The organism is Streptosporangium sp. NBC_01755, assembly GCF_035917995.1.
Classification (GTDB): domain Bacteria; phylum Actinomycetota; class Actinomycetes; order Streptosporangiales; family Streptosporangiaceae; genus Streptosporangium.
The window spans coordinates 6,327,446-6,352,064 of sequence record NZ_CP109131.1; the positions used below are offsets into that span (position 1 = coordinate 6,327,446).

19 protein-coding genes and 1 tRNA gene are annotated in these 24,619 nt (G+C 69.0%); 14 read left to right on the top strand and 6 right to left on the bottom strand.

Annotated elements, in window-relative coordinates:
* Window positions 1-11: 11 nt before the first annotated feature.
* The 4 genes from lgt (at window position 12) to OG884_RS30060 (ending at window position 3,433) form a co-directional block, all read left to right on the top strand.
* Window positions 12-1,151 (top strand): prolipoprotein diacylglyceryl transferase, encoded by a 1,140-nt coding sequence (lgt, locus tag OG884_RS30045; protein ID WP_326638434.1) that lies wholly within the window; start codon window positions 12-14, stop codon window positions 1,149-1,151.
* Window positions 1,148-1,867: a VIT1/CCC1 transporter family protein gene (locus OG884_RS30050; RefSeq protein ID WP_326638436.1), complete on the top strand. Its 720-nt coding sequence runs from the start codon at window positions 1,148-1,150 to the stop codon at window positions 1,865-1,867. The genes lgt and OG884_RS30050 overlap by 4 nt, the downstream gene beginning before the upstream one ends.
* A 29-nt stretch (window positions 1,868-1,896) precedes the next feature.
* Complete coding sequence (locus OG884_RS30055) at window positions 1,897-2,709, top strand: hypothetical protein (RefSeq protein ID WP_326638438.1); 813 nt, start codon at window positions 1,897-1,899, stop codon at window positions 2,707-2,709.
* A gap of 103 nt (window positions 2,710-2,812) precedes the next feature.
* Window positions 2,813-3,433 (top strand): hypothetical protein, encoded by a 621-nt coding sequence (locus OG884_RS30060; RefSeq protein ID WP_326638440.1) that lies wholly within the window; start codon window positions 2,813-2,815, stop codon window positions 3,431-3,433.
* Here OG884_RS30060 and OG884_RS30065 read toward each other — a convergent pair.
* Window positions 3,399-5,084 (bottom strand): bis-aminopropyl spermidine synthase family protein, encoded by a 1,686-nt coding sequence (locus tag OG884_RS30065; RefSeq protein ID WP_326638442.1) that lies wholly within the window; start codon window positions 5,082-5,084, stop codon window positions 3,399-3,401. The genes OG884_RS30060 and OG884_RS30065 overlap by 35 nt on opposite strands.
* Before the next feature lie 199 nt (window positions 5,085-5,283).
* Here OG884_RS30065 and gltB point away from each other — a divergent pair, with 199 nt between their 5' ends.
* The 4 genes from gltB (at window position 5,284) to pyk (ending at window position 15,305) form a co-directional block, all read left to right on the top strand.
* Window positions 5,284-9,789 carry a glutamate synthase large subunit gene (gltB, locus tag OG884_RS30070; RefSeq protein WP_326638444.1) on the top strand — a complete coding sequence of 1,502 codons (4,506 nt, stop codon included), beginning with the start codon at window positions 5,284-5,286 and terminating at the stop codon, window positions 9,787-9,789.
* Window positions 9,790-9,877: 88 nt separating this feature from the next.
* Window positions 9,878-11,356, top strand: coding sequence for a glutamate synthase subunit beta (locus tag OG884_RS30075; protein ID WP_326638446.1), 1,479 nt, complete (start codon window positions 9,878-9,880; stop codon window positions 11,354-11,356).
* Window positions 11,357-11,593: 237 nt separating this feature from the next.
* Window positions 11,594-13,306: a S8 family peptidase gene (locus OG884_RS30080; protein WP_326638448.1), complete on the top strand. Its 1,713-nt coding sequence runs from the start codon at window positions 11,594-11,596 to the stop codon at window positions 13,304-13,306.
* 568 nt (window positions 13,307-13,874) lie between these two features.
* On the top strand, window positions 13,875-15,305 hold the full coding sequence (pyk, locus tag OG884_RS30085; RefSeq protein WP_326638450.1) for a pyruvate kinase: 1,431 nt from the start codon (window positions 13,875-13,877) through the stop codon (window positions 15,303-15,305).
* Window positions 15,306-15,382: 77 nt separating this feature from the next.
* Here pyk and OG884_RS30090 read toward each other — a convergent pair whose 3' ends face one another.
* From OG884_RS30090 to OG884_RS30105, 4 genes are all read right to left on the bottom strand, one after another.
* Window positions 15,383-16,189, bottom strand: a complete 807-nt coding sequence (locus tag OG884_RS30090) for a maleylpyruvate isomerase N-terminal domain-containing protein (RefSeq protein WP_326638452.1) — start codon at window positions 16,187-16,189, stop codon at window positions 15,383-15,385.
* Window positions 16,186-16,773, bottom strand: a complete 588-nt coding sequence (locus OG884_RS30095) for a GNAT family N-acetyltransferase (RefSeq protein WP_326647037.1) — start codon at window positions 16,771-16,773, stop codon at window positions 16,186-16,188. Before OG884_RS30095 ends, OG884_RS30090 begins: the two co-directional genes overlap by 4 nt.
* 78 nt (window positions 16,774-16,851) lie before the next feature.
* Window positions 16,852-17,622 (bottom strand): transcriptional regulator, encoded by a 771-nt coding sequence (locus OG884_RS30100; RefSeq protein WP_326638454.1) that lies wholly within the window; start codon window positions 17,620-17,622, stop codon window positions 16,852-16,854.
* A 63-nt stretch (window positions 17,623-17,685) separates the two neighbouring features.
* Window positions 17,686-17,760: transfer RNA gene (locus OG884_RS30105), tRNA-Leu, on the bottom strand.
* A gap of 124 nt (window positions 17,761-17,884) precedes the next feature.
* Here OG884_RS30105 and OG884_RS30110 point away from each other — a divergent pair.
* The 6 genes from OG884_RS30110 to OG884_RS30135 all read left to right on the top strand — a co-directional run bounded on the left by OG884_RS30110 (window position 17,885) and on the right by OG884_RS30135 (window position 23,899).
* On the top strand, window positions 17,885-18,505 hold the full coding sequence (locus OG884_RS30110; protein ID WP_326647038.1) for an ANTAR domain-containing response regulator: 621 nt from the start codon (window positions 17,885-17,887) through the stop codon (window positions 18,503-18,505).
* Window positions 18,506-18,855: 350 nt separating this feature from the next.
* On the top strand, window positions 18,856-20,013 hold the full coding sequence (locus tag OG884_RS30115) for a branched-chain amino acid ABC transporter substrate-binding protein (protein WP_326647039.1): 1,158 nt from the start codon (window positions 18,856-18,858) through the stop codon (window positions 20,011-20,013).
* Between the two features lie 158 nt (window positions 20,014-20,171).
* Window positions 20,172-21,140 carry a branched-chain amino acid ABC transporter permease gene (locus OG884_RS30120; protein ID WP_326638456.1) on the top strand — a complete coding sequence of 323 codons (969 nt, stop codon included), beginning with the start codon at window positions 20,172-20,174 and terminating at the stop codon, window positions 21,138-21,140.
* Entirely contained in the window at window positions 21,137-22,306 is a 1,170-nt protein-coding gene (locus OG884_RS30125; RefSeq protein ID WP_326638458.1) for a branched-chain amino acid ABC transporter permease, read from the top strand. The genes OG884_RS30120 and OG884_RS30125 overlap by 4 nt, the downstream gene beginning before the upstream one ends.
* A 65-nt stretch (window positions 22,307-22,371) precedes the next feature.
* Window positions 22,372-23,136, top strand: a complete 765-nt coding sequence (locus OG884_RS30130) for an ABC transporter ATP-binding protein (RefSeq protein ID WP_326647040.1) — start codon at window positions 22,372-22,374, stop codon at window positions 23,134-23,136.
* Complete coding sequence (locus OG884_RS30135) at window positions 23,126-23,899, top strand: ABC transporter ATP-binding protein (RefSeq protein ID WP_326638460.1); 774 nt, start codon at window positions 23,126-23,128, stop codon at window positions 23,897-23,899. The genes OG884_RS30130 and OG884_RS30135 overlap by 11 nt, the downstream gene beginning before the upstream one ends.
* 75 nt (window positions 23,900-23,974) lie before the next feature.
* Here the strand turns inward: OG884_RS30135 and OG884_RS30140 are convergent, their stop codons facing one another.
* Window positions 23,975-24,535, bottom strand: a complete 561-nt coding sequence (locus OG884_RS30140; RefSeq protein WP_326638462.1) for a DUF4352 domain-containing protein — start codon at window positions 24,533-24,535, stop codon at window positions 23,975-23,977.
* Window positions 24,536-24,619 lie beyond the last annotated feature (84 nt).

Here is a 24,619-nt window from a genome sequence, read left to right on the forward strand (position 1 = left end):
CGTCACCTGACATGCCCCTCGCCTCGATTCCCAGCCCCTCCCAGGGGGTCTGGTATCTCTTCGGCGTGGTCCCCATCCGGGCCTACGCACTGTGCATTGTGCTCGGCGTCGTCGTCGCGGTCGTCATCGGCGAGCGCCGCTGGCGTGCCCGCGGCGGTGAGCCGGGAACGATCGTGGACCTCGCCGTCTGGGCCGTGCCGTTCGGCCTGGTCGGCGGTCGCCTCTACCACGTCATCACCGACTGGCAGCTCTACTTCGGGCCGGACGCGCCCAACGAGCCGATCGAGGCGCTGTTCATCTGGAACGGCGGCCTGGGCATCTGGGGTGCCGTCGCGCTCGGCGGGGTGGGTGTCTGGCTGGGCTGCCGCGGCAGGGGCATCTCCCTGTCGGCGGTGGCAGACACCGTGGCCCCCGGCATCGCGGTGGCCCAGGCCATCGGCCGCTGGGGCAACTACTTCAACCAGGAGCTGTTCGGCAGTCCCACCGACCTGCCGTGGGGTCTGGAGATCGACCCCGACCGGCCGGGCACGGTGCCCGGCGAGGACACCTACCACCCGACGTTCCTGTACGAGTCGATCTGGGACCTGGGCCTGGCGCTGGTCCTCATCTGGGCCGGGCGCAGGTTCGCGCTCCGCCACGCTCGCCTGTTCGCGCTCTACGTCGCCGGCTACACCGTGGGCCGCTTCTGGATCGAAGGGCTGCGGGTCGACAGCGCCCACCACATCCTCGGCCTGCGGCTCAACCAGTGGACCTCGATCGTCTTGTTCATCGGGGCGATGGCCTACTTCTGGTACGCCAGGAACAAGAGCAACGCCGAGCTGGTCCGTCCGGTGCCCGATCCGGCCGCCGAGCCCGCGCAGGACGGGATCGACGGCTCGGACAAGGGCGAGGCCGAGACCGATGTCGAGCCGGCCGTCGCCCCGACCACCTCGGACGGGGAGGATCCGTCCGATCCAACCGACCCGTCCGACCTGGCTGACCCGTCCGATCCGTCCGATCCGTCCGACCTGGCCGACCGGGACGAGAGCGGCGGCGCGGCAGGGGAGGACGATGAGCCACGGCTCACCTCCGGCACGCTCGCGGCCGACGACTCGGCCGATCCGGCCCACCCGTCTGACCTGGCCGACCAGGAGGAGAAAGGGTCCCGGTGAACGGCGACGACTCGGGGGGGCGCGTCGAGATACATCACCGGCATCGTGACGTCAACGGCGGCTGGCTGCGGCCGTCGGTGTTCGGCGCGATGGACGGCCTCGTCTCGAACTTCGCCCTGATCGCCGGCGTCGCCGGTGGCACCGCCAGCACCGAGGTCATCGTGCTGGCCGGGGTCGCGGGGCTGGCGGCGGGCGCGTTCTCCATGGCCGGGGGTGAGTACGTCTCGGTGGCCAGCCAGCGGGAGCTCGCCCTGGCCGAGATCGACGTCGAGCGGCGCGAGCTCGAACGCCACCCCGAGGCCGAGCAGGAGGAGCTCGCCAAGCTCTACGAGGACCGGGGCGTCGATCCCGCCGTGGCCGCCGAGGTGGCCAGGCAGATCTCGGCGGACCCCGCCAGGGCGCTCGAGGTGCACACCCAAGCCGAGCTGGGGGTCACCGCCAAGGGCCTGCCCTCGCCCAGGATCGCCGCGATCTCCTCGTTCCTGTCGTTCGGCGTGGGCGCGCTCCTGCCGCTCCTGCCGTACCTGTTCGGGGTCACCAGCCTGTCGACCTCGGCGGTGATCTCCTGCCTGGCCCTGTTCGGCGCGGGCGCGCTGGTCTCCCGGGTCACCGCACGCAGCTGGTGGTACAGCGGGCTGCGCCAGCTCCTCGTCGGTGCGGTCGCCGCGGCCCTGACCTTCGGCCTGGGCACCCTTCTGGGCGGAGTCGGGCTGTGACGCCTCCGGCCGGCCCGCCCTCCCCCCCCGTGCGCAAGCGCCGCCGCGCCTCCGCCAAGGCGCAGCCCCAGACCGAGGACATCACCCGGCTGGACGAGTGGGGGCTGACCCGATCCCAGCAGCGGCTGCTGATGGTCTTGGGGGTGGTGGCGGGCGTGCTGGTCGCCGCGGTCGCCCTCACCCTCGCGATCTCCGCGATCGGCAACGACTTCGTGCCGGAACAGGCCACCGCCCCGGTCATCGGCACCGAGCCGAGGCCCGACGTCTACAAGGGCTGGCCCTCCTCCAAGGTGTTCGCGCCGATCGCGCAGAGCAAGGCCGACCCCGGACCGCTGACGGTCAAGGAGCTCTTCGCCGCCAGGACCCTCAAGGAGGGCAGGATCACGCTGAGGCTGGCGGGCACCCGCCTGGAGGCCGACTGCGCGATGGCGACCTGGGGCCAGGGGCTGGCCGACCTGCTCGCCCAGGGCGGCTGCACCCAGGTGGCCAGGGGCCTGTACGTCAGCGCGGACGGCCGCTACGTCGCCCAGTACACCCTGTTCAACCTCCGCGACACCGCCTCGGCCGACACGCTGGTGAACGCGCTGACCACCCTGCACCGGGGCGGCTGGGTCCGGCCGCTTCAGGCGACCAGGGCGGTCTTCCCCGCCGAGGGTCACACCGAGGCCGGCGGGCACGCCATGGGGCACTACGCGGGGCTGGTCTGGATCGGCAGGACCGACGGCGCCGAGCCCGGTCCGAGGGACGACTTCGTCTCGCTGGCCCTGACGATCCGCAGCGTGGAGAAGACGATCTTCCGCCGTGTCGTCGCGGCCTCTCCCGCGCCCGCCCCGTCCAAGTAGTCCCGGTCCGAACAGTCCCGGTCCGAACAGTCCCCGCCGCCCCCGTGTTCGCCTCGGCTCATTATTCCCTGGCGCCCCGCCTGTCAAAGTAAGCTCTTTCCTCATGCGCAAGTGGATCGCCGTCACCGTCGCCGTGCTGGTCGTGGTCGCCGGGGTGGCGGCCTTCCTCCTGCTGGGGGGCAGGCCCGACCCACGCGCCGCCGTCCTTCGGGTGGAGCCCAGCACGGCCCACTACGCGCCCATCGCGACCCGCGCCCTCGACCCCCGGCCGTTGACCGTCGCCGAGATGTTTCCCGGCCCCTCGGTGTCGGCGGGCACGACCACGCTCGCGCGCAAGACCACCGAGACCCTCGCCGACTGCGCCGAGGCGGCCTGGGGGAGCGCGCTGGACGCGCTTGACGGGTGCACGCAGGCGCTGCGGGCCCGCTACGAGACCGAGGACGGCGCGGTCTCCGGGCAGTTCCTGATCTTCAATCTCGCGGACTCGGCCGCCGCGGACAGGCTCGTGGCGGCGCTCGGGAGCGGCGGCTTCGTCCGGCCCGCCCCCGGCACGCCCGAGGGTTTCGACGGCTCGCGCAGCTGGGCACAGGCCCGTGCCCTGGGGCACTACGCCACCGTCAGCTGGGTCGCCCCCGTGGCCGAGGGGGGCCGGGTGGATCTCACCTACCCGCAGGTCGCCGTCGACGGCCTCAGCCTGGTGATCCAGCGTCGGCTGGTGCGCTGAGGGAGCTCTCCACCGCGGCCCGGAGCTCCAGCAGCCGGTGGACGGGCAGTTCGAGGACCGTGACGTCGTCCGCCCACCGGGCGACGGCGGAGATGACCGCCCTGGCCTGCTTCTTCGTCAGGTCGCCCCGGACGCTGATCAGGGCCTCGCGCCAGGTGTTGGCGAGCTTGCCGTGCGCGTTGTCCAGAACGCGGCGCAGGATCCGGGCCGCGTCCCCGGTGGGGTGCGCCACCCGTACGGCGCGTACGGACGTGCCCTCGGCGGTGAGGTCGTAGACGGGGGCGAGCAGGTCGGCGGGCAGGTCCTTGGGGGCGGAGGCCAGGGTGACCCGGACCTCCCCGGCGCGGGTGGCCAGCAGCAGCCGGGGCAGCGCGGCCTCCAGCCCGGCCGGTACGGAGATCGCCACCCTGGCCGGGGCGCTGGCGTAGGGCTTGGCCAGCCAGGTCGCCAGACGTGCCCTGGGGGCTCTGGGCAGCACGTCGCGGGGCCATTCGCCCACCAGCACCTCCGGGGTGAACCCGTCGTCGAAGTCGGCGGCCACCTCGGCGGGGGCGGTCGTGGACTCCACGGACTGGGGACCCTGCGTGTAGATGGCGGTGCCCAGGGAGCCGGTGCGGGCGGCCGCGGCCGGCCAGGTCCTCGTGGTGGGGCGCAGGACGTACAGGTCGGCGGCCGAACCGATGGCCTCGGCGCCGAGGTAGCGGTTGAAGTCGGGGTAGATCGCCTCGTTGACCAGGTTGAGCTGGGACAGAGCCTGCTGCACCTTGAGGGCGAGCGCGGGGGTGCGCTCGCTCGCGCCGTACGCCAGCATGATCCGGCCCTGCTCGCGGTCGCGCAGCCCCTCCGCGCAGCGGGCGACGAACAGCCCGACCCCCTCGGGGGTGTAGGGCGGGTCGGTGATCGCCAGATCGGCCCATCCCTGTGCGGAGGCGGGAAGTCCCAGACGCAGGTCGGCCCAGCGGGTCCGGATCGGCAGGCCGAGCCGGTCGGCCTGGCCGCCGATGTAGGCCAGGATGCGCTCGTCGACGTCGACGACCGTCACCTCGACGCCGGGGTGCAGCATCGCGGTGGCCAGCGAGGTCAGATCGTGGTCGCCCACGCACAACAGCCGGGCGCCGTCCAGCCAGAACCGGGCGTTCAGCAGCAGTGCCCGCCGGACCACGGTGTCGCCGGTCGCGGCGACGTGGTCCAGCGTGTGGCGGCCTCGGGGGGCCTTGGCGATCAGCTCGTCCATGCGGGTGACCAGGTCGGCCCGGCCTTCGAGCAGGTGCGCCACCGGGTCGGCCGGTGCGAGGGTGCTCACCTCATGCCCGGCCCAGGGGGCGGAGAGCCTGAAGCGGTCGCCGGAACGCTCCAGCTCCCCGTCCACCTCGCGCAGCAGCGCCTCGACGGTCCGCCGCGACGTCGCGGTCCGCCTGACCAGGTCGGCGAGCGTCCACCAGCGGCCCTCGCCCAGCGCCGCCAGCGCGATCCTCAGCCGCCTGCCGTCGACGCCCAGCCGGGCGACGAGCGCCATGACCCCTTCGCGGGCGGCCGGGCCACTTGACACCTCTGGCGCGCCGGTTCGATCCGACACGCCCGGGATGTTCGCAGTGTTGATGTCTGTCAGGCCGGTGGGGTCGCCCGGTTCGGCGGGGGCGCTTGGTTCCATTGAGCCACCTTAGAGTCCGGACCTGGAATGTTGCGCCACCGTCGCGCGTTAAACGAACCGGGCGAATAGGGGCCAAATCAGTAAGTCCTGACCGGGTAGGCCGGTATCCGGCAGGGTACGGTACCCTCTACCCACCACGCAGCAGGGCCAACGTCGTCCCTTGCTTGTTCCAAAGAAGCAAGACGACGGGAGGGATTCGATGCCCGCTGCCCACCTCGGTTTTCCCGAGCCCCAGGGCCTGTACCACCCCTCGCACGAGCACGACGCCTGTGGCGTCGCCATGGTCGCGGACGTGGCCGGCCGCCGCAGCCACGACATCGTCGCGAAGGCGCTGACCGCCCTGTGCAACCTCGATCACCGGGGGGCACAGGGGAGTGAGCCGGACACCGGTGACGGCGCCGGGATCCTGACGCAGATCCCGGACACCTTCTTCCGCACCGCGGTGGACTTCCCTCTGCCCACGGCCGGCGCCTACGCCGCCGGTATGGCATTCCTGCCCGCCGACGCACCGGCCCGCGCCAGGGCGGTGCGGCTGATCGAGGAGATCGCCGCACAGGAGGGCCTGACGGTCCTCGGCTGGCGCGACGTGCCGACCACCCCCGACCTGCCGGGGCCGAGCGCCCGCGCGGTGATGCCGTTCTTCGGTCAGCTGTTCGTGACCTCCCCGAACGGCGAGACCGGCCTGGAGCTGGACCGGCTGGCCTTCTGCCTGCGCAAGCGGGCCGAGCACGAGGCGGACGTCTACTTCCCCTCGCTGAGCTGCCGGACCATCGTCTACAAGGGCATGCTCACCCCGCTGCAGGTCGAGCAGTTCTTCCCCGACCTCACCGACGAGCGCTACGAGACCGCGATCTCGCTGGTCCACTCGCGTTTCTCCACCAACACCTTCCCCTCCTGGCCGTTGGCGCACCCGTACCGCTACGTCGCCCACAACGGTGAGATCAACACGGTCAAGGGCAACCGCAACTGGATGCGCGCCCGCGAGGCCATGCTGCGGACCGCGAACCTGCCGGGAGACCTGTCGCGGCTCTTCCCGATCTGTGACCCGGCCGGCTCCGACACCGCCTCCTTCGACGAGACCCTGGAACTCCTCCACCTCGCCGGACGCCGGCTGCCGCACGCGGTGCTGATGATGATCCCCGAGGCGTGGGAGAACCACACCGAGATGGACCCCGCCCGGCGGGCGTTCTACGAGTTCCACTCCACCCTGATGGAGGCCTGGGACGGCCCGGCCTCGATCACCTTCTCCGACGGCACCCTGGTCGGCGCGGTACTCGACCGCAACGGCCTGCGCCCGGGGCGGTTCTGGGTCACCACCGACGGCCTGGTCGTGCTGGCCTCCGAGGCCGGCGTGCTCGACATCGCCCCCGAGGACGTGGTCCGCAAGGGCCGCCTGCAGCCCGGCAGGATGTTCCTGATCGACACCGCCCTCGGCAAGATCATCGAGGATGACGAGATCAAGGCCGAGCTGGCGGCCGAACTGCCGTACGCGGACTGGCTGCACGCCGGGCTGGTCCGCTTCGAGGAGCTGCCCGCCCGCTCGCACGAGGCCCCGACGCACGAGGCGCTGATCAAGCGGCAGCAGACCTTCGGCTACACCGAGGAGGAACTGCGGATCATCCTGGCGCCGATGGCCAGGGTGGGCGCCGAGCCGATCGGCTCGATGGGCACCGACACCCCCGTCGCGGTGCTCAGCGAGAAGCCCCGGCTGCTGTTCGACTACTTCAGCCAGCTGTTCGCGCAGGTCACCAACCCGCCGCTGGACGCGATCCGCGAGGAGCTCGTCACCTCCCTGGCCAGCACCATCGGCCCCGAGGGCAACCTGCTCGACCCGGGCCCGGCCTCCTGCCGCCAGCTCGTGCTGCCCTACCCGGTGATCGACAACGACGAGCTCGCGAAGATCGTCCACATCAACGACGAGGGCGCGCTGCCGGGCTTCCGCCCGCACGTGGTCCGTGGCCTGTACGAGGTCGCGGGCGGCGGCGAGGCACTGCTCGGCCGCATCGAGGAGATCCGCACCGAGGTCTCCGAGGCCATCGAGAGCGGCGCGCGGATCATCGTCCTCTCCGACCGGGGCTCCTCCGACGCCCTGGCGCCGATCCCGTCGCTGCTGCTCACCGGCGCCGTCCACCACCACCTGATCGCCGAGAAGACCCGCACCAGGGTCGGCCTGGTCATCGAGACCGGCGAGGCGCGCGAGGCGCACCACATGGCGCTCCTCGTCGGCTACGGCGCGGGGGCGGTCAACCCGTACCTCGCCATCGAGACCGTCGAGGACATGGTCGACTGCGGCGCCCTGCAGGTCGACAGGCACAAGGCCGTGCGCAACCTCATCAAGGCGTACGGCAAGGGCGTGCTGAAGGTCATGTCCAAGATGGGGGTGTCCACCGTCGCCTCCTACACCGGTGCGCAGATCTTCGAGGCGCTCGGCCTGAGCCAGGAGGTCGTCGACGCCTGCTTCACCGGGACCACCTCCCGGCTGGGCGGTATCGGCTTCGACGTCCTCGCCGAGGAGGCGGCGCTGCGCCACCGGCGCGCCTACCCCCGGGCCGAGAACGCCCACCGCCGCCTGGAGGTCGGCGGCGAGTACCAGTGGCGCCGCGAGGGCGAGCCGCACCTGTTCAACCCCGAGACCGTCTTCAAGCTGCAGCACGCCACCCGCTCGCGCCGCTACGAGATCTTCAAGGAGTACACCGGCCTGGTGGACTCCCAGGCCGAGCGCCTGATGACGCTGCGCGGCCTGTTCAAGCTGAAGGAAGGCGTCCGCGAGCCGGTACCGATCGACGAGGTCGAGCCGGTCGGCGAGATCGTCAAGAGGTTCTCCACCGGCGCCATGTCGTACGGCTCCATCTCGATGGAGGCGCACGAGACGCTCGCCATCGCGATGAACCGGCTGGGCGGCAAGTCCAACACCGGTGAGGGCGGCGAGGACCCCGAGCGGCTCCACGACCCGGCTCGCCGCTCGGCCATCAAGCAGGTGGCCTCCGGCCGGTTCGGCGTGACGTCGGAGTACCTGGTCAACGCCGACGACGTGCAGATCAAGATGGCCCAGGGCGCCAAGCCCGGCGAGGGCGGCCAGCTGCCCGGCCACAAGGTCTACCCGTGGATCGCCAAGACCCGGCACTCCACCCCGGGCGTCGGCCTCATCTCGCCGCCGCCACACCACGACATCTACTCCATCGAGGACCTCGCCCAGCTCATCCACGACCTGAAGAACGCCAACCCCGCCGCCCGCGTGCACGTCAAGCTGGTGGCCGAGGTCGGCGTCGGAACGGTCGCGGCGGGCGTGTCCAAGGCCCACGCCGACGTCGTGCTCATCTCCGGCCACGACGGCGGCACCGGCGCCTCCCCGCTGACCTCGCTCAAGCACGCGGGCGCCCCCTGGGAGCTCGGCCTGGCCGAGACCCAGCAGACGCTGCTGCTCAACGGCCTGCGCGACCGGATCACCGTCCAGGTCGACGGCCAGCTCAAGACCGGCCGCGACGTGGTCATCGCCACCCTGCTCGGCGCCGAGGAGTACGGTTTCGCCACGGCACCCCTGGTCGTCTCCGGCTGCGTGATGATGCGCGTCTGCCACCTGGACACCTGCCCGGTCGGCGTCGCCACCCAGAACCCCGAACTGCGCAAGAGGTTCACCGGCAAGCCCGAGTTCGTGGTCAACTTCTTCGAGTTCATCGCCGAGGAGATCCGCGAGTACCTCGCCGCGCTGGGCTTCCGCAGCCTGGAGGAGGCCGTCGGCCACGCCGAACTGCTGGACACCACCTCGGCGGAGAACCACTGGAAGGCCGCGGGTCTTGACCTGTCGCCGATCCTGCACCAGCCCGAGCTGCCCGCCGGCGCCTCGCTCCGCCGCGTGGTGGAGCAGGACCACGGACTGGCCAGGGCACTGGACAACACACTGATCCAGCTCGCGGAGGGCGCGCTCAAGGACGGCTCCCCGGTCACCCTCGAACTGCCCATCCGCAACGTCAACCGCACCGTCGGCACCATGCTCGGTCATGAGGTGACCAAGCGGTACGGTGGCGCGGGGCTGCCCGACAACACCATCGACGTGCGCTTCACCGGCTCCGCGGGCAACTCCTTCGGCGCCTTCCTGCCCAGGGGCGTCACGCTGCGGCTGACCGGCGACGCCAACGACTACATCGGCAAGGGCCTGTCCGGCGGCCGGGTCTCGGTCCGGCCGCACGAGGTCGCCTCGCTGGAGGGGCACATCATCGCCGGCAACGTCGGCCTGTACGGCGCGACCTCCGGTGCGGCCTTCATCCGCGGCGTCGTGGGGGAGCGGTTCTGCGTCCGCAACTCCGGCGCCACCGCGGTGGTCGAGGGCGTCGGCGACCACGGCTGCGAGTACATGACCGGCGGCAAGGTGGTCGTCCTCGGCCCGACCGGCCGCAACTTCGCGGCCGGCATGTCGGGCGGCGTCGCCTACCTGCTCGACCTCGACGTCGAGCGGGTCAACCGCGAGATGGTGGAGATCGAGGAGCTCGACGAGGCCGACTCCGAGGCGCTGCGCGAGATCGTCGAGGCGCACCTGGCCGAGACCGGCTCCACGGTGGCCAAGGCGCTGCTGGCCGACTGGGACCCGTCCCGCTTCGGCAAGATCATGCCGACGGACTACAAGCGGGTCCTGCGGGCCGCCGAGTCCGCCCGGCTGGAGGGCCGCGACATCGACGAGGCGGTCATGACCGCCGCGGTCCAGGGGTGAGGCCGATGTCCACGCGCACCCCGGCCGGGAACCCCCGGCGACTCGTCCAGACCGCTCAGGTTGTTCAGGGATAAGGGAGGTACGACCGATGGCCGACCCCAAGGGTTTCCTCACTCACGGACGCGAGCTGCCGGCGCGCCGCCCGGTGGACGTGCGCATCCGCGACTGGCGGGAGGTCTACGAGGACTTCCCCAAGCCCGCGCTGACCAAGCAGGCGGCGCGATGCATGGACTGCGGCATCCCGTTCTGCCACAACGGCTGCCCGCTGGGCAACCTGATCCCCGAGTGGAACGACCTGGTCTACCGGGACGACTGGCAGGAGGCCATCGAGCGCCTGCACGCCACCAACAACTTCCCGGAGTTCACCGGCCGCCTGTGCCCGGCTCCGTGTGAGGCGGCATGCGTGCTCGGTATCAACTCCGACCCGGTCGCGATCAAGCGGGTCGAGGTCGAGATCATCGACCGGGCCTTCGACGAGGGCTGGGTCACCCCCCGGCCTCCCACCTCGAAGACCGGTAAGCGGGTCGCGATCGTCGGCTCGGGCCCCGCGGGCCTGGCCGCCGCACAGCAGCTCACCCGCGCCGGGCACGACGTGGTGGTGTTCGAGCGCGCCGACCGGATCGGCGGCCTGCTCCGCTACGGCATTCCCGAGTTCAAGATGGAGAAGCGGCACATCGACCGCCGGCTCGCCCAGATGCGGGCCGAGGGCACCGAGTTCCGTACCGGCGTCAACGTCGGCGTCGACATCACGGCGGCGAGGCTGCGCGAGGAGTTCGACGCGATCGTCCTGGCAGGTGGCGCGACCCAGTGGCGGGATCTGCCCGTCGCCGGGCGCGACCTGAAGGGCATCTACCAGGCGATGGAGTTCCTGCCGCCCTCCAACAAGGTCCAGGAGGGTGACTACCCGGTCTCGCCTATCAGCGCCGAGGGCAAGCACGTCGTCGTGATCGGCGGCGGTGACACCGGCGCAGACTGCATCGGCACCGCGATCCGTCAGGGAGCCGCCTCGGTCACCCAGCTGGAGATCATGCCCCAGCCCCCGGCGGAGCGCCCCGGCAGCCAGCCGTGGCCCACCTTCCCCATCCTGTTCAAGATGGAGAGCGCCCACGAGGAGCTGGCCGACGGCGGCGGCGGCCGGGTCTACGCGGTCTCCACCACCGAGTTCGCCGGCGACGCCGACGGCAACGTCAGGGCGCTGCGCCTGGTCGAGGTGGAGGGTCCCGCGGCCGGATTCAAGCCGGTACCCGGCTCGGAGCGGGAGATCCCCGCCGAGCTGGTCACCCTGTCGATGGGCTTCGTGGGCCCGGAGAAGAAGGGCCTGCTCACCGAGCTCGCCGAAGTCGCCGAAGGCGAGTTCTTCGACGCCAGGGGCAACGTCGCCAGGGACAGGGGCTACATGTCCTCGGTCGACGGTGTCTTCGTCGCCGGGGACATAGGTCGCGGCCAGTCCCTGATCGTGTGGGCGATCGCCGAGGGCCGCTCGGCAGCCTCGGCCGCCGACCGCTACCTCACCGGCCAGACGGCCCTGCCGGTGGCGATCCCGCCGACCGCGAGGCCACTGGTTTGAACGCGGCTGGTCTGAACACTAAGTAGGTTGTAGTTGGTCCGTGTATGTCACGGCCGGTATGAGCACGTCAAGGCGTTCCCGGGTGCGGCACCGTCCGCCGCACCCGGGAACGCCTTGTGTACCGGCCGTTCCACTGGCCCCTTCACGGAAAAATACGCAGAGCGGATATTGAGTTCGCTTTGTCGTACGTACGGCTGAAGGATAAATTTTCTTGATCGGGCCAGGTGCGGAGGATCGATGAGACGCGGGATCAGAGGCCTGACGGGCGCGGGAACGGTGCTCGCCCTGGCGGCGACCCTCACGGCGGGAGCCCTGGACGGCGGGGCCGCCACGGTCGCGAGCCAGGCCCGCGAATACCTGGTCTTCTACGCCGACGGCGCCCACGACCGCGCGATCGACGCGATCGACGCGAGCGGCGGCACCGCGCTGTCCACGGAGACGAGGCTCGGCTACATCGTCGCCGGCGGCCCCGCTTCCCGCTTCGTGGAGGACCTCGCCGCCAGCGACGCCGTCGTGGGCGTCTCCTCCGACCGCAGGATCGGCTCCGCCACCGCGCTCCCCGCGACAGGAGCCCCCGCGCTCCCCGCGACAGGAGCCCCCGCGGCCCTTCCGCCCTCCGACGCCCTCGGTCAGCGGGGCACTCCGGACGGTCGGGCGTCCGCCACCGGCGCCTCGGAGCCGCTGGCCGGACAGCAGTGGGACATGAAGATGATCGGCGCCACCGCGGACGGCTCCCACGCCACCGCCCCCGGCAGCAAGCAGGTGCTGGTCGGCGTCATCGACACCGGCATCGACGGCAGGCACCCCGACATCGCCCCCAACTTCAACTACGCCCTGAGCCGCAACTTCGTGACCGACCGGCCCAAGGACCCGGCCGGCAAGACCGTCGACGGGCCCTGCGAGTTCAAGAACTGCAAGGACCCGGTCGACTGGGACGACGACGGCCACGGCACCCACGTGGCCGGCACCATCGCCTCGCCGGTCAACGGCCGGGGCGTCGCCGGAGTCGCCCCCGCGGTCTCCCTGGTGAACCTGCGCGCGGGCCAGGACTCCGGCCTGTTCTTCCTCAAGCCCAGCATCGAGGCGCTCACCTACGCCGCGGACGCCGGGATCGACGTGGTCAACATGAGCTTCTACGTCGACCCGTGGCTGTTCAACTGCAAGGCCAACCCCGCCGACTCCAAGGCCGAGCAGCTGGAGCAGCGCGGCGTCGTCACCGGCATGCAGCGCGCCCTCGACTACGCCCGCAAGCGGGGCGTCACCCTCATCAGCGCCATCGGCAACGGCTCCACGGACCTCGGCAGGCCCAGCAAGGACGACACCAGCCCCGACTACCCCAAGGACGTCGAGCGCACCCGCAAGATCGACAACTCCTGCCTCAACGTCCCGGCCGAGTCCAAGGGCGTCATCTCGGTCTCCGCGGTCGGCCCGAGCAAGCGCAAGGCCTACTACTCCGACTACGGCATCGAGCAGGCCGACCTGTCGGCACCCGGCGGTGACGAGTTCGACGGCGGCACCGGCTACGACATCACCAAGGGCATCCTGGCCCCCGCCCCGGAGAACGCGCTGCGGGCCAAGGGACAGCTCAACGCCGACGGCACCCCGAAGTACAAATCAATCATCCGGGAGTGCCGCGACGACGTCTGCGCCTACTACCAGTACCTCGTCGGCACCTCCATGGCCGCCCCGCACGCCACCGGCGTGGCCGCCATCCTGATCAGCCGCTTCGGCAAGCCGGACAAGAGCGGCCTCACCATGGCCCCCGGAGAGGTCCAGCGCCTGCTGTACGCCACCGCCACCGAGAAGGCCTGCCCCTCGTCCCGCAAGTACGCCTACAAGATCGACCTCGTCGCGGACGAGGTTCACAAGTGCGAGGGTTCGAAGGCGCGCAACGGCTTCTACGGCCGGGGCATCGTCGACGCCGCCGGGGCGGCCTCCGTCACCCGCTGAGGCCGCACCGGGGCTCCATCCGCCCGAGCCCCGTCCCGACAGGCCGCGGCTCGTGCCGCGCCCACCGGCCGCAGGTACAGCCGCCACATGGCGCACGTCCATGGCCACACCCTGTGGAAACCGTCTCAACGCCCGCTTGGCGCCCGATGAGGATCCGATGAGAACGCCGGCCACCGGGGCGGGCTCCGGAAGGGCGCCCCGACGGAAACAGTGCCCCATTATGTTCGTTTTGTCGCGTTCAAAAGAGGATCAACAGGCGGGTGGAACGGTCAGGCCGGGGAACAGGGGCAGAACCGGAGGGTCACCGGTACCTCCGGCGGAACGGCCTGACTTTCGTGACAGGCCGAACCCGCGCTCTAAACCCGCGCTCCAGAGCCTGAGGTCGCCAGGGAGCGGCCCGGGAAAACGGGGATCTGTGTCCCTGATGAGCAAGGTTGCGGTGAATGTGACGTGAGGGGCGATTCGCAACCTCCCGTTCACCAAGGGTAGCGTTTATGTCACCGAATTTTTCATTGCCGCCATGACCAACGTCACGACCAAGTGGTCTGTACCAATTAGGGTGGGATCCGTGACTCGTCGCGCGAAAATCGTCTGCACTCTCGGCCCCGCCACCTCCTCTCCCGAACGTCTCCGCGAGCTGATCGCGGCCGGGATGGACGTGGCCCGTTTCAACCTCAGCCACGGCAGCCACGAACTGCACAAGGAGGTTTACGACAGGGTGAGGGAGGCGGCCGCCGAGCTCGGGCGTGGCGTAGGTCTGCTGGCCGACCTCCAAGGCCCCAAGATCCGGGTCGGCAAGTTCGAAGAGGGCCCCGTCCGCCTCGGCTTCGGTGACGTCTTCACGATCACCACCGAGGATGTCCCCGGAGACCGCGAGCAGGTCTCCACCTCCTACCAGGGACTCCCCAAGGACGTCCACCCCGGAGACAGCATCCTGGTCGACGACGGCCGGGTCCGCCTGGAGGTGACCCGGGTCGAAGACCAGCGCGTCACCACCCGCGTGATCATCGGCGGCATGATCTCCGACAACAAGGGCCTCAACCTGCCGGGCGTCAACGTCAGCGCCCCCGTCCTCACCGACAAGGACGAGACCGACCTGCGCTGGGCCCTGCGCACCGGCTTCGACCTGGTCGCCCTCTCCTTCGTCAGGCGCCCCTCCGACGCCGACGTGGTACGCAACATCATGGAGCAGGAAGGCATCCGCCTCCCACTGCTCGCCAAGATCGAAAAGCCGCAGGCGGTGGAACGGCTCCCCGAGATCATCGAGGCCTTCGACGGCATCATGGTCGCCCGCGGCGACCTCGGCGTCGAACTGCCCCTCGAAGAGGTGCCCATCGTGCAGAAGCGGGCCATCGAACTCTGCCGCGAGAAGGCCCGCCCGGTCATCGTCGCCACCCAGATGCTCGAATCGATGATCACCGCACCGCGCCCCACCCGAGCGGAGGCCTCCGACGTCGCCTACGCCGTCATGGACGGCGCCGACGCGGTCATGCTCTCCGGGGAGACCTCGGTCGGCAACTACCCCATCGAGGTCGTCGAGACCATGAGCCGCATCGCCACGACCGCGGAGAAAAGCTCACTCCAGGCCACCCACAGCCTCGACCGGCTGCCGGAGACCACCGGCGGCGCCATCGCCCGCGCCGCCGCCGAGGTCGGCGCCATCGTGGGCGCCAAGGCACTGGTGGCGTTCACCATGTCCGGTGAGACCGCCCGCCGCCTGGCCCGCTACCGCTCCCCGATCCCACTGCTGGCCTTCACCTCCGCCAGCCACGTCCGCAACCAGCTCGCACTGACCTGGGGCGTGGAGACCTTCGAAGTGCCGTTCGTCCACCACACCGACGACATGGTCCGCCAGGTGGAGGCCGCGCTGCTGGCCCACTCCCGGCTGGAGAAGGGCGACAAGGTGGTCATCGTCGCCGGCTCCCCCCCCGGCACCGCGGGCTCCACCAACGCCCTGCGCGTGCACACCATCGGAGCGGCGGTCTCCAACCCCTCCTGATCCACGTAGCGTATGGCCACCGCTCCGGCGGTGGCCATACCCGTCTTCGAGGGTCGTCCTCCGACAGCCGACGAACGTCAGATCCCCGGGAACACCCGACGCAGGTCGTCCAGCGTGACACCGTCACCGGTGACGGTCACCGACGGCGGGGTGTGCTCGGGAGCCAGCCTGCCGCCGAGCAGACGCACCCACGCCTCAGCCGGAAGCGACAGGATGTCGGCAGGCTCGGGGGCCTCGCTGAAACCGACGGTCTCGCCAAGAGTGAGACCCAGCACCCGCTCGGGGTCACTCGTCTCGACCCGGAGGGTCCTGGCAAGACGCGGATCGAGGGCATCGGGCCTGCCCAAAAAGCCGATCATGAAATCAAGCGGCCCGGAGTACAGATCGATCAGCACCCCGCCCGTGTCCGGCGCCACAACGGCTGCCGGGTCGAAGGCGACCATGATGTCCCAGAAGTGCAGGGCGGCCTCGTTCAGTCGCATCCCGGCCACCAGAGCGACATCGCCGGGCGCGGGCAGGAAGCTCAGCTTGACCCGGAGCCGTTCGCGGGCGTCCGCGTCGAGACCTTCGAGGGCGGAGACGATCTCCGCGTCCACGACGAGGAAGTCCCCGGCCTGCCCCTCGGGATCCTTCGCGTTCCAGCGGTCCCAGACCTCGTGGTTGAAATCCTGGCCGGGAGCCTCCTGACCGTCCAGCGCCGTCCGCAACGCCGCCAGACCGATCTCCGCGCCGCTGCCGAGGTGGCTGAGCACCTGGGCGACGGTCCACTCCGAGGCCCCCGACCGTCGGTCGAGATCGGCGGCGTCCAGGCCGCGGACGAAGGCCGCCAGCCCGTCATGGGTGGTACGCAGGGCCGCGATGGTCCGGTCAGCGAGTGTGCTCATGATTCTCCATCCTCGTACTCCCACGTCCGCAACGCTATCGGCCGCCCCTTCTCCTCCGAGGGAACCGGCGGCGCGTCCGTCAGGCGGTAACCCGCCGCGCGAGCCACCGCCACACTCGCCGCGTTACCCGCCTCGATCTCCAGCAGCAGCCGCGACACCCCAACCGTGTCACGGGCGAACTCCGTCATCACCCGCACCGCCCCCCGCGCCAGCCCCCGCCCCCGGTAAACGGCCCCCACGCTGTAACCGATCTCCGCGACATCCAGCCCCAGGCCGCTCAACATCAGCAACACCTCACCCACGGGCTCACCCCCGTCCACCGTGATCGCCAACTGCAACCGCTCCCCGGCCGCCCGCCGCTGCCGGGCCCGTTCCAGATAGGCCCGCGCCGCCTGCGGGCCGAACGGCGAGACCAGCGGCGTCCAGTACGCCACCTCGGGGTCGTCGAACAGCTTCACCATCGCCCCCAGATCGCCGTCCTCCCACTCCCGCAGCACCACCCCGTGCCCGCGAAGCCGCACCTCCTCCGGAAGACACACCCGCCCGGCACCGGGACCGCTCAGCTCCGCCTGGCCGTTCTCCATGATTCCCACGCATCCCCCTCGGTCACGCCGTCTTCCGAGCAACCTACTCGCCCACCGGGGCGCCCCCACCAAGCCACCTCAGTACTTCGGCCCCACGAACTCGTCCAACCGCTCAACGGCGGCTCGCCTGGCCACGGAGATGGTGTTGGGCTTGGAATAACGCCACGCCACATCCAGCAGGTCGAGCGCTTCCCCGCAGAGAGCGAGGATGTCCCGGGACTCGTTCACGAAGAGGTAGCGCGGGTACTCGTACCAGTGTGTCTCGCCGGGTGGCTGCCGTTGAACACGGTTGATGACGCGACAACCATCGGAGTGCATCAGCCCTCGAACGAGATGGCCCGGATTCGCTGCGACGATCTGGCGTTGCCAGGCTTCCAGTTCGATCAGGCGAGTGTGCTTCTTCCCTGGCCCATGTTGTGGGAACAGATGCGGCCAATGCTTGGAGAAGGAATTGATTTCGGTACAGCCCTGTCTGGGCAGCATGCGGACCCTATTGTCCGGTCTGATGGATAGAAGTGCCTGAATGCACTCTTCCTGTAGTCCTGGCCATGTATCGGCGCACATGATGCGCAATGACCAGACTTGCTTGGAAGGGTCGCCGACGGTGCTGATGTAGCCGTCTCCAAGGTAGAGGCCGAGAAGGTAGGCGTACTTGTCTTGCGGGTCGGGAAGTTCCGGAATCTCCAGGCATCGAGGACAGGAAGCCACACGTCGGACCAGGTGATCGGGACGTTCCTGCCATGCCCTGACGGTCGACCGTGAAATGCCGGTGCGGCGGCTGACCGAACTGATCGTCTCGCCCGACTTGAGGAGGTCACGAACTCTTTCACGGATGGTTACGTCGTACATACGGAAAGTGTTTCAGCTGGGTACGACAAAACCGCCCGGCCATGTGGCCGGGCGGTTGAAGCGTGCCCCGGGTGGGACTCGAACCCACACTGTACGGGTTTTGAATCCGCTCCCTCATGCCAATTGGGGTACCGGGGCAGGAATCCGGACATGTCCGAATCTATCCAAAACGCTTGTCGTGCATCCTAACCGATGACGATCGCTTGACCGGAACCGGCGTGGTCCTAATCTAGCGGACGTCGGTACTCTCTTGCTCGTGAGTATGCAGCGGCGAGTGGTGATCGCGGAAGATGAAGCACTGATCCGGCTCGACCTCAAGGAGATGTTAGAGGAAGAAGGGTACGAGGTTGTCGCGGAGGCCGGGGACGGGGAGTCGGCGGTCAAGCTGGCGATGGAGCAGCGGCCCGACCTGGTGATCCTGGATGTGAAGATGCCCATCCTGGACGGGATCTCGGCGGCCGAGCAGATCGTGTCGCAGCGGATCGCGCCGTGTCTCATTCTCACGGCCTTCTCGCAGCGCGATCTGGTGGAGCGGGCGAGGGACGCCGGTGCGATGGCGTATCTGGTGAAGCCGTTCACGAAGTCGGATCTGGTGCCGGCGATCGAGATGGCGGTCAGCAGGCATCAGGAGATCGCCGCGCTGGAGCGGGAGGTCGGGACGCTCTCCGAGCGGCTGGAGACGCGCAAGTTGGTGGAGCGGGCCAAGGGTCTGCTGATGGAGCGGCACGGGTGGAGTGAGCCGCAGTCGTTCCGGTGGATTCAGAAGGCGTCGATGGATCGCAGGTTGAGCATGCGGCAGGTTGCGCAGCTCGTGGTCGCGGACGCGGGTGATGGCGCGGATAGGGGTGGGGGTGGCCCTGAGGTGGGGGCGGAGGAGCCCTGAATCGGACTCTCCGCTTCTTTCCGTAAGCCCGTACCTGTCGGGGTGTAGCTCGCGGAGGAGGCGATATGGGCTTTCCGGGGGCCGGGGTGATGGCCGTGGAGGTGGCGAAGTCGCCAGTGACCACGGCTTTTGTGTCTGATAGCCGAAAAGGATCGGTGTTGTAAAGAAACGGTAACGGCGGGCCGTCCTGTATCGACCCGTGACATCGGCTGGCTGTACTAACCGACACAACCCCTGGCCACCCGCCAGGGAAGGGCATCTGTGAACCCGGTCCTGACGAGGGAACGGGCGAAAGGAAGGCAACCTTGCGGCCTAAGACTGCACGCCTCGGTGGAGTGCTTGCCGCCGGTGTGGCGCTCACCCTCGGTCTCGCTGCCTGCGGTGACGGTGGTACGGAAGCCACGCCGGCTGAGGGTGGCTCCAGTGCTGCCGCCCCCGGTACCATAAAGCTTGGCTTCATGGGAGACCTGACCGGCGCCAATGCCGGCATCGTCATTCCCCCCAGGAACGGTGCGAAGCTCGTCATCGACGAGTACAACAAGACCAACCCGGCTGTGAAGATCGAGCTGGTCGAGTACGACAGCCAGGCGGACCCGTCGAAGGCGGTCGCGCTGGCTCAGCAGGCCATCAAGACCGACAAGATCGTCGGTTTGATCGGCCCGGCGTTCTCCGGTGAGTCCGCTCAGGTGGCGCCGGTGCTGGAGGAGGCGAAGCTGCCGAGCATCTCGGCGTCCGCCACCAACGCCGCGCTGTCGACGAACGGCTGGAAGTACTGGCACCGCGTGCTGCCGAGTGACAATGTTCAGGGTCCCGGTATCGGTGACTTCATTGCGACGGGTCTCGCGGCGAAGAACGTTTTCGTCATCGACGACAAGTCCGAGTACGGCAAGCCGCTTGCCGACGCGGTCAAGGGCGCGCTTGAGGCCAAGAGCGTGAAGCTGACGACCGACTCGCTTGACCCGACCGAGAGTGACTTCTCCTCGGTGGTGAACAAGGTCGTGGCTGCCAAGCCTGACGCGATCTTCTTTGGCGGTTACTACGCCGCGGGTGGCAACCTGCTCAAGCAGCTCCGCGACAAGGGGGTCAAGGACGCGAAGTTCCTGTCCGGCGACGGTTCGCTGGACAAGGGTCTGATCGACGGTGCCGGTGCCGCGAACGCCGAGGGCGCGCTGGTCGGTTGCCCGTGCTACATCGCGACCCCGGATGTGACCGACGCCAAGGTGAAGGCGTTCGCCGACGCCTACAAGGCCGCTTACAGCGCTGACCCGGCGATCTACGCGGCTGAGGGTTACGATGCCGCGACGGTCTTCGTCGAGGCGATCAAGGCGGGCAACACCACGGCTGAGAAGATCAACGAGTTCATCGCCACGGTGGACTTCGCGGGTGTCTCCAAGCAGGTCAAGTTCGAGGCCAACGGTGAGGTCTCGGCGAAGGACATCTACATCTACCAGGTCAAGGACGGTGCCATCGGTCTGCTGGGCAAGGCCACCGAGGCCAAGCTGGGTTAGTCCGGCGCTGAAGAAGAGTAGGTAGTCGGCGCGCGGGGAGCGGGAAGGCGCAGTGTGTTCCCGCTCCCCGCGCCCTTCCAGAGAGTCCACGAGGTTCTGCTGGAGGCGGTGTGCTACCCGAAAGTGCAGGCGACCCCCGCTGGAAGTGGTAAACCCTAGTGCTCAATGACTTCATCAATCAGTTCTGGCCGGCGACGATCGACGGCCTGGCCTTCGGCTCGATCTACGCTCTGATCGCACTCGGTTACACCATGGTGTACGGCGTGCTGCGGCTGATCAACTTTGCACATTCAGAAGTTTTCATGATCGGTACGTTCGGCGCGATGCTGGTGCCGTTCGTGTTCGGCATCAACTCGCCGCTGACCGGCATCGCGCTGGTCGGTGTCGTGGTGGCGATGATCCTGGTCGGCATGCTCGCCTCGGCGGGTACCGCGATCGCGCTGGAGCAGATCGCCTACCGGCCGCTGCGCAAGCGCGGCGCGTCCCGGCTGGCGGCGCTGATCTCGGCCATCGGTGCCTCGATCTTCCTCCAGGAGTTGTTCGCGCTCCTGGTGATCCCGGAGGTCTTCAACCGTCCGGAGCAGGGTCGTATTCAGATGGCTCTGCCCCGGCTGATGGAGCGGAGCGAACTTTTCTCGATCTTCGGGCACTCCGTCCGGATCGACCAGATATTCGTTATCCTCGCGGCGATCGGCATGATGATCGCGCTGGACGCCCTGGTGAACCGCTCGAAGATCGGCCGGGGTATTCGCGCCACCGCGCAGAACCCCGAGGCGGCCGTGCTGATGGGCGTCGACATCAACAGGATCGTCCGGATGACCTTCCTCATCGGCGGCGGTATGGCCGGTGTGGCGGGTGCGCTCTATCTGATCTCGTACGAGAACACGCACTACTTTGTCGGATTCCTCTTCGGTATCAAGGCGTTCACCGCGGCGGTCCTGGGTGGCATCGGCAACCTGCGCGGCGCCCTGGTCGGTGGAATCACGCTCGGGCTGGTGGAGAACTACGGAGCCATCTTCTTCGGCTCCGACTGGAAGCATGTGATCTCCTTCACCATCCTCGTCTTGGTCCTGATGTTCCGCCCCACCGGAATCCTCGGTGAATCACTCCAGCAGGCGCGCGCATGAACCAGAAGAATTCCCTGGCAGGTTTCCGTAATGGTCTCGGTCGCTTCGGCGACGCCATGCACGATCGCTGGCTGAGCACTCCGGGCTGGCAGCGCTGGGTGCTGTACGTGCTCCTGATCGTCGGGGCGCTGCTGCTGCCTTCGGAGAGTCTCGCCCCCTTCATGTCGCCCTACACCGACTGGGCGAGCATCCTGTTCTTCCCGATCGGGACGTATGTGGTCCTGGCGATCGGCCTGAACGTGGTGGTCGGTCAGGCGGGCCTGCTCGACCTGGGTTTCGTCGCGTTCTACGCCGTGGGCGGTTACGCGATGGCGCTGATCGGTACCCGGCTGGGCTGGAACTTCTGGCTCATCCTGGTGGTCGGCATCGGGATCTGTGCCCTGTCGGGCCTCACGCTGGGCGCTCCGACGCTGCGGTTGCGCGGTGACTATCTGGCGATCGTCACGCTGGGCTTCGGTGAGATCATTCGTATCACCGCCCGCAACACCGACGAGATCGGTGGCCCGAACGGCGTCCGCGGCATTCCGCACCCGCCGAGCGTCGAGGACTTCAAGCTCTTCGGGGTGAACTTCTCCGAGGTGTTCGGGGTGGATCCCCTCAAGTACGGGGTGCTGGACCCGCGCCCCTACTACTATCTGCTGGTCGCGCTGGCCGTCATCGTGATCATCCTGGTGAAGCGCTGGGAGAAGAGCCGGGTCGGGCGTGCCTGGGCGGCGATTCGTGAGGACGAGGACGCGGCCGAGGTCATGGGCGTGCCGACGTTCCGCTTCAAGATGCTCGCCTTCGCGATCGGTGCCTCCATCGGTGGCGCGATGGGCGTGCTGTGGGCGGCGAAGGCCATCTCGATCAACCCGAACGACTTCCAGTTTCTGCTGTCGGCGACGATTCTGGCCGCGGTGGTCATGGGTGGTTCGGGCAACCTGCCGGGTGTCATGCTGGGTGCCTTCCTGGTGGCCTGGCTGCCTGAGCGGTTCCGTGGTCTGCAGGAGTACCGCATGCTGATCTTCGGTGCGGTGCTCGTGGCGCTGATGATCTTCCGTCCGGAGGGTCTGCTGCCGTCGCGTCAACGCAGGGCGGAGTTGCAAGAGGGAACAGGCGGGATGGGTACGCTCGGGGCCGAGGTTCCCGGGCCCGATTCGCAGGTTGAGGAGGTGGCTTCCAAGTGAGCGCCGAGGTGAATCCGGCCACTGTGACCTCGGAGGTGGCACAGGCGGAGCGGAGTGGCCGCACCATGTTGGAGCTGCGGAACCTCGTGATGCGGTTCGGCGGTGTCACGGCGCTGCGCGAGGTCGACCTGACCATCAAGGAGGGGGAGATCTTCGCGCTCATCGGTCCGAACGGCGCCGGCAAGACCACGGTGTTCAACGTGGTGACCGGGGTCTACCAGCCGACCGAGGGTGAGGTCCGCTTCCTGGACGAGAAGATCAGCGGCGTCAAGCGCTTCAAGATCACAAAGCGGGGTATCGCCCGCACGTTCCAGAACATCCGCCTGTTCCACAACATGACGGCCATCGAGAACGTCATGGTGGGCGCGGACGCGCACCACAAGTCTGGAATGGTCAGCGTGGCGCTGGGGCTTCCCTGGCACCGCAGGGCCGAGCGCGACGGGCGTGCGCTGGCGATGGAGCTGCTCGACTTCGTCGGCATCTCGCGCCGTGCGCAGGACCACGCCAAGAACCTGCCCTACGGTGACCAGCGCCGTCTGGAGATCGCCCGCGCTCTGGCGACCAACCCGAAGCTGCTGCTGCTGGACGAGCCCGCCGCCGGTATGAACCCGGCGGAGAAGGTGGCGCTGCAGCAGCTGATCCGGGACATCCGCGACGCCGGGCGGACGATTCTGATCATCGAGCACGACATGAGCCTCATCATGGGCATCAGCGACCGCATCGCGGTGCTGGACTTCGGCCAGAAGATCGCCGATGGCCTGCCGGACGAGGTGCGGACCGACCCTCGGGTCGTCGAGGCGTATTTGGGGGCTCCCGCCGATGCTTCTTGAGGTCAAGGACATCCATGTCCACTACGGCAAGATCGAGGCGCTCAAGGGCATCTCGGTCGAGGTGAACGAGGGCGAGATCGTCACGCTCATCGGGGCGAACGGGGCGGGTAAGACCACGACCCTGAAGACGATCTCGGGCCTGCGTCCGCTGTCGTCGGGGGGCATCACCTTCGACGGCAATGACATCAGCAAGATGCCCGGCCACAAGCGGGTCGTCGCGGGTTTGGGGCAGGCGCCCGAGGGCCGGGGTGTGTTCCCGGGCATGACGGTGCAGGACAACCTGCTCATGGGTGCCTATACCCGCTCGGGTGATTTCAGCACCGACCTGGACGAGGTCTACGAGCTGTTCCCCCGCCTGAAGGAGCGCAGGACCCAGATGGGCGGCACGATGTCCGGAGGTGAGCAGCAGATGCTCGCCATCGGCCGCGCGCTGATGGCCAAGCCCAAGCTGCTCCTGCTTGACGAGCCGTCGATGGGCCTGGCGCCGCTGATCGTGCAGCAGATCTTCTCGATCATCGAGGAGATCAACCGCCGGGGCACCACGGTGCTGCTGGTGGAGCAGAACGCCCAGCAGGCGCTGAAGCTGGCCCACCGCGCCTACGTCCTGGAGACCGGGAAGGTGGTCAAGAGCGCGCCCGCGGACGAGCTGCTCAACGACCCCGCCGTGCAGGCCGCCTACCTGGGCGGTGGAGTGTCGCAGGACCTGGTCGAGGAGGGGGCGGGTGCTCCCGCCGCTGCCTCGGCTCCGGAGGAGCAGGCCTGACCCGGCGCCTTTCATGGCAGATGGACGGGCCCGCCGCGCGTCGGCGCGCGGTGGGCCCGCACATGTCGGGGAGGCTCAGGACAGCGGTACCCGCACGCCGTCGGTGGTGCCCCCAACGCCGAGGGGCGGGTCGCCGAACAGCATGATCGCGGAGACCTTCGCCTCGGCGGGGATGTCGTACCACAGGTCCATTTCGATCCTGACCTGGGCGCCGAGCGGAAGCGTGTCCGGCTGCCGCTTGATGGCCTGCGCGAACTTGTCGATCGCGTGGACGGTGCCGTCGGCGGTGATGAGCTTCTGCCGCTTGGCGTCGAAGCGGGAGTTGGTGCGGCCGGGGTTCTCCACGAGGATCCGTACGACCACGTATTGGCCCTTGGCCTGCCACTCGGCGTGGCTGCCGAAGAAGCCGCTCAGCCCCTTCTGCAGGCCGATCACCTGGAACCGGGTGTCGCCGTCGGTCACCGGCGCGGCCCTGACGGGGCTCTCGCCCGGCCGTACCGGGCGCGGCGGGAGCTCGTAGGTCGGGGTGGGGGTGGCCGAGGGGGAGGCGGATGCGACCGGTCCCTCTCCGGTGCAGCCGGACAGGACGGTGGCGGTGAGAGCGGCACCGCTGAACAGGATCATGAGGGCACGCATATCGGGCAACGTAACCGAGTCCGGCTCCGAGGTTCAACGGCTCGCCCGGATGGCGTTGGCGATCAGGCAAGTGCTCGCATCCCG